The following is a 3,689-nucleotide window of genomic DNA, read 5'->3' on the forward strand; positions in this document are numbered from 1 at the left end:
GCCGAAAAGCGAACAAAGCAACTCATCATCCGAGTCAGCCCGACCGAGTTTGAGACTTTGACCCGACAGAAGACCCATCCGAATTTAGCCCGCTACATTCGGGAGCGGGTTTTGGAAGATGGCAAAGCATCCGACAAAAAAACCGTCAAATTCCAATTCCCGCCCGAAGTCGTGCGCGTCCTTGCAGGCATGGGTAACAACCTGAACCAAATAGCCAAGGCCCTGAACACCGCCGCAAAGGTCGGCACGTTGGGCAATGTGGAAGCACTCAAGGCGACGACCGAGCTGGCAGCGTTGGAACGTTCCTTAAATTCCCTACGGGATTTTTTAGCCAAAGAAAAGAACGGATGGCAGTCCCAATGATTGTGCAGTTTTTCAATAGGGGGAAAGGCGGCGGGAGTGGTCCGATAGACTATCTTCTAGGCAAAGACCGCGACCGAGAAGAAGCCAGATTATTACGCGGCGACCCCGAAGAAACCGCCGCCCTGATAAACAGCAGCGATTACGCCAAGAAATACACCGCCGGCTGCCTGAGCTTTGAAGAAAGCAACATCCCCGCCGAACAGAAACACGCCCTGATGGACAGCTTCGAAGAGTGTATTTTTGCAGGCTTGGACAAAGACCAATACAACTGCCTATGGGTAGAACACCGAGACAAAGGGCGTTTGGAACTCAACTTCGTGATACCGAACATCGAGCTTTTGAGCGGAAAGCGGTTACAGCCCTACTACTACGCCGCCGACAGAGGAAGAGTGGACGCATGGCGCACCATGCAGAACCTGACGCACGGATACAGCGACCCAGACGACCCCGCCAAACGGCAGAGCATGACCCAAGCCAAAGACCTGCCGAGAAACACGCAGGAAGCCGCACAGAGCATCACAGAGCATCACAGACGGCTTAGAAGCCCTAGCCCTATCAGGCAAGCTAAAAAGCCGCGCAGACGTGCTGGAAACGCTGGAAAAGGTAGGTTTTGAAATATCACGAGCGACCATCAGCAGCATCAGCATCAAGAACCCGGACCCAAAAGGGCGCAACATCCGACTGAAAGGCGCACTGTATGAGCAAGATTTCCGATTTGGCGAAGACCTTCGAGCAGACATCACGCACCGAAGCCGCCAGCATAGAGCAACAAACGAAAGCAGACTTAGAGACGTTACGGAAAAATATCAACGAGGCATTGAAGCAAAGCGAGCAGAAAATAACCGCCGATATAAACGCCCGGCAGTTACGCATGAGCAAGGCAGTATTCAAGCCCTATCTGTGGAGCTTGCTAGGTATATCGGCGGCAGGGTTGATAGTCATAGCAGGGCTGTTCATAGCGATATGGAGCGTCAAGAACGAGCTGGACGACTTGAAACAGCAGAGAGCCGAAGCAGAGCGCACCCTAGACCTGTTGGAAACCAAGACCAAAGGTTTGACACTGGAAAATTGCCCAGTCGAGAACAGCAAAGCAACGCGGGTATGCGTAGCGACCGAGAAGCGAATGATGAAAGCCTTAACGCACTTGGGCGAAAGGTTGGCAGAGCTAGAGCAGGAAAACACGAGTTTAGCGCAGCAGCTAGCGAGCTTGGCAGCCGAGTTAGAGCGGCAGAGCGAAATACAGCAACGGCAGAGCGAAATCTTGAATCAACTAGCCAAACGATAAGCCAACGACACAAACGAACCCAAAGCAGGGGATGGGGAATGAGCCGATGATTACCGAGAACGAACGCGACAGGCGAACAGCCGCATGGCTGATAGAGACCTACGGGGCAGAAGCCGTAGCGGAAGCAGAAACCCGCATTGCGGGCGCGAGAAAGCCCTATCCGAGCAATATCGCCAAAGTATTGGGGGCTAGCCTACCCGAAGCCCTAAAACGCACAGAAAACGCCGCAGCGCGCCAAAAACTGGCAGGGCTGCGGCGGATGTTGGACGGTAAGGCAGTTAAGACTTCACAAGACTTGTGAAATCAGACCACTGCTCAATGCGGAACGCCCGAATATCGCGGACAGAAGACGGAAACCAAGGCAGAGCTTTTAGCTCGTTGATGGCTGAAAACAGGTTAGCCATATCTTCGTTTTGGCAGGTGTACAAACTTCCCTGAATGCGGGTAAAGCCGAATTTCCGCAGGGTGTATCCAATATCCGCGTAGGCTTGGGAAATGCCTTTCGGATGGTTTTGAGCGGTATCGGCAACCACCAAATCAAAAGAAATCGCGTACATTAGGCAGCCTTTGGGTCTTGAACGATGTGGGACAGTTTGTATTGCGTGTGTTCGCCGCTTTCCGGCAGTTCAATATTTACGAGCCAATCGCCGTCCGGAAGCTGTTCGGCAGGCGTGCCGACGATGTACATCACGCCGTAATCGCCAAAGGTGCGGATTGAACCGGTGGGGATAGTGGTTTGCATGGTTAGTTCTCCTGTTGGGTTTGGTTTTCAGGCTGGTTTGTCATGTACAAAACCCGTTGGGCAGCTTTTTCGGCTGTTGTGCGTTTGATGCCGTCAGGCAGAAAAATTCTCCATTTTTTGGCTAGAACTATATCTGCAAGATCATCAACCGTTGCGCTTTTCAAAGCAGGATTTGCGTTAATTTCCGAATACAGAAAATCTTTGAATGCCGAGTACAGAGCATCGCGGTTTATTGCGTATCTTGTCATGCTGTTTCGCTTTGGTTGTCAGTTTCAGACGGCATAGGCTTGCCGCGCCTGTACCAAGTGGCGCGGGAAATGCCGAAGTGTTCCCACGGTTTATCGCGGCTGATAGAGTTTTCGGCTAGGTAGTCGGCGCGGGATTGCGACCATGCCCGAAAAACGGTTCTTGTGGAACAGCCGAAGCGTTTTGCCAGTTCTTTAGCCGTAACGTCTCGCTTGGTGGTTTTCAGTTTTGGATAGGCCATATTTCAAAGCTCCGTGATGATTTTTGTTCTGCCTGCATTGATGGTTGTTTTCCGCAAACTATTCCGATGAGCCTGCAATTCCGAAAACCGTCGATTGCTGGCTGCAATATCAAACTTGTACCAAACCCAGTTAGCGATTGATTTGGAGATACATTTCACTTCTTTTTCCCACATCGGGACAGGGAAATCCCCATTTACCCGCATACACTGGTAATGCACTTCTTTCAGCCAGCCTTGCACCGTGTAGCCCTGCTGTTTGAACGCCAACACGTTTTTGTGCGCCCAACGGCTCACAAGGTTAAACACCGTGCAATTTCTGCTTAATCCGACCGCTTCCACGTTAGAGCGACCGATATAGGGCTTAAACTTGTCTAAATCCACGAAATCCGCAAGATACTCCAAATCGTAGCCCCTGATTGCGTCAGGAACGCCGCGCAGCGTCAGCCAATGCGGATGTTCGGGATTTTTCGTAATCAGCGATACAAAGCCCACATCACCGCGCAATTTCGCCTTATATGCTGCTTCAAGTGCAGCAAGATAGCGCAGGGCTTTTTGTCTCCCACCGTATTCCGCCGTCAGCACAGGCGCGGAAAGCGCATAGGCAAGGTGTGCGCCGCCGTTTTCCCTGTTGATTGCCGCCCAAGCAGGCATAGGCAGATTATTGTCTTCCCAAGCCAACCCCGCCCCTTCGTAATCCAAGTCAAAGAGCATAAACACACGCAGATGCGGCGGATTGACTTGGATGTAGCGGCGTTTGATGGCGGCAGCGTAAGAGCGCACCAGCATAGGCGCTTCTTTGAAATCTTTGCAGT

At 51.9% G+C, this 3,689-nt stretch carries 8 protein-coding genes; 4 read left to right on the forward strand and 4 right to left on the reverse strand.

Annotation, left to right across the window (positions count from 1 at the left end; all coding sequences use genetic code 11):
• The 4 genes from RM425_RS21410 to RM425_RS21425 all read left to right on the forward strand — a co-directional run.
• A partial coding sequence (locus tag RM425_RS21410; RefSeq protein WP_311347260.1) for a MobC family plasmid mobilization relaxosome protein occupies positions 1-363 on the forward strand: 363 nt, incomplete at its 5' end.
• Between the two features lie 2 nt (positions 364-365).
• Positions 366-977: a relaxase/mobilization nuclease domain-containing protein gene (locus tag RM425_RS21415; RefSeq protein WP_311347261.1), complete on the forward strand. Its 612-nt coding sequence runs from the start codon at positions 366-368 to the stop codon at positions 975-977.
• Positions 978-1,060: 83 nt separating this feature from the next.
• Positions 1,061-1,648 carry an MbeB family mobilization protein gene (locus RM425_RS21420; RefSeq protein ID WP_003692168.1) on the forward strand — a complete coding sequence of 196 codons (588 nt, stop codon included), beginning with the start codon at positions 1,061-1,063 and terminating at the stop codon, positions 1,646-1,648.
• 46 nt (positions 1,649-1,694) lie between these two features.
• Entirely contained in the window at positions 1,695-1,949 is a 255-nt protein-coding gene (locus RM425_RS21425; protein ID WP_003690227.1) for a Cryptic plasmid protein A, read from the forward strand.
• Here RM425_RS21425 and RM425_RS21430 read toward each other — a convergent pair.
• The 4 genes from RM425_RS21430 to RM425_RS21445 all read right to left on the reverse strand — a co-directional run.
• Positions 1,927-2,205: an endoribonuclease VapD gene (locus tag RM425_RS21430; RefSeq protein ID WP_003690225.1), complete on the reverse strand. Its 279-nt coding sequence runs from the start codon at positions 2,203-2,205 to the stop codon at positions 1,927-1,929. The two genes, RM425_RS21425 and RM425_RS21430, sit on opposite strands and share 23 nt — an antisense overlap.
• The gene (locus RM425_RS21435) at positions 2,205-2,390 is read right to left on the reverse strand and encodes a DUF5397 family protein (protein ID WP_003690223.1); all 186 of its coding nucleotides are present in this window, start codon (positions 2,388-2,390) and stop codon (positions 2,205-2,207) included. Before RM425_RS21435 ends, RM425_RS21430 begins: the two co-directional genes overlap by 1 nt.
• A gap of 244 nt (positions 2,391-2,634) precedes the next feature.
• Positions 2,635-2,877 (reverse strand): HTH domain-containing protein, encoded by a 243-nt coding sequence (locus tag RM425_RS21440; protein ID WP_003690220.1) that lies wholly within the window; start codon positions 2,875-2,877, stop codon positions 2,635-2,637.
• A gap of 3 nt (positions 2,878-2,880) precedes the next feature.
• The coding region (locus tag RM425_RS21445; protein WP_311347262.1) for a replication initiation protein at positions 2,881-3,689 on the reverse strand (809 nt) is incomplete at its 5' end.

The sequence above is a fragment of the Blastococcus goldschmidtiae genome, from assembly GCF_031845325.1.
Classification (GTDB): domain Bacteria; phylum Actinomycetota; class Actinomycetes; order Mycobacteriales; family Geodermatophilaceae; genus Blastococcus; species Blastococcus goldschmidtiae.

What these genes read in the sequence shown, in the direction of transcription:
- RM425_RS21420 (WP_003692168.1), top strand. Translation starts at nt 1,061, where the DNA reads ATGAGCAAGATTTCCGATTTGGCGAAGACCTTCGAGCAGACATCACGC.
- RM425_RS21425 (WP_003690227.1), top strand. Translation starts at nt 1,695, where the DNA reads ATGATTACCGAGAACGAACGCGACAGGCGAACAGCCGCATGGCTGATA.
- RM425_RS21430 (WP_003690225.1), bottom strand. Translation starts at nt 2,205, where the DNA reads ATGTACGCGATTTCTTTTGATTTGGTGGTTGCCGATACCGCTCAAAAC.
- RM425_RS21435 (WP_003690223.1), bottom strand. Translation starts at nt 2,390, where the DNA reads ATGCAAACCACTATCCCCACCGGTTCAATCCGCACCTTTGGCGATTAC.
- RM425_RS21440 (WP_003690220.1), bottom strand. Translation starts at nt 2,877, where the DNA reads ATGGCCTATCCAAAACTGAAAACCACCAAGCGAGACGTTACGGCTAAA.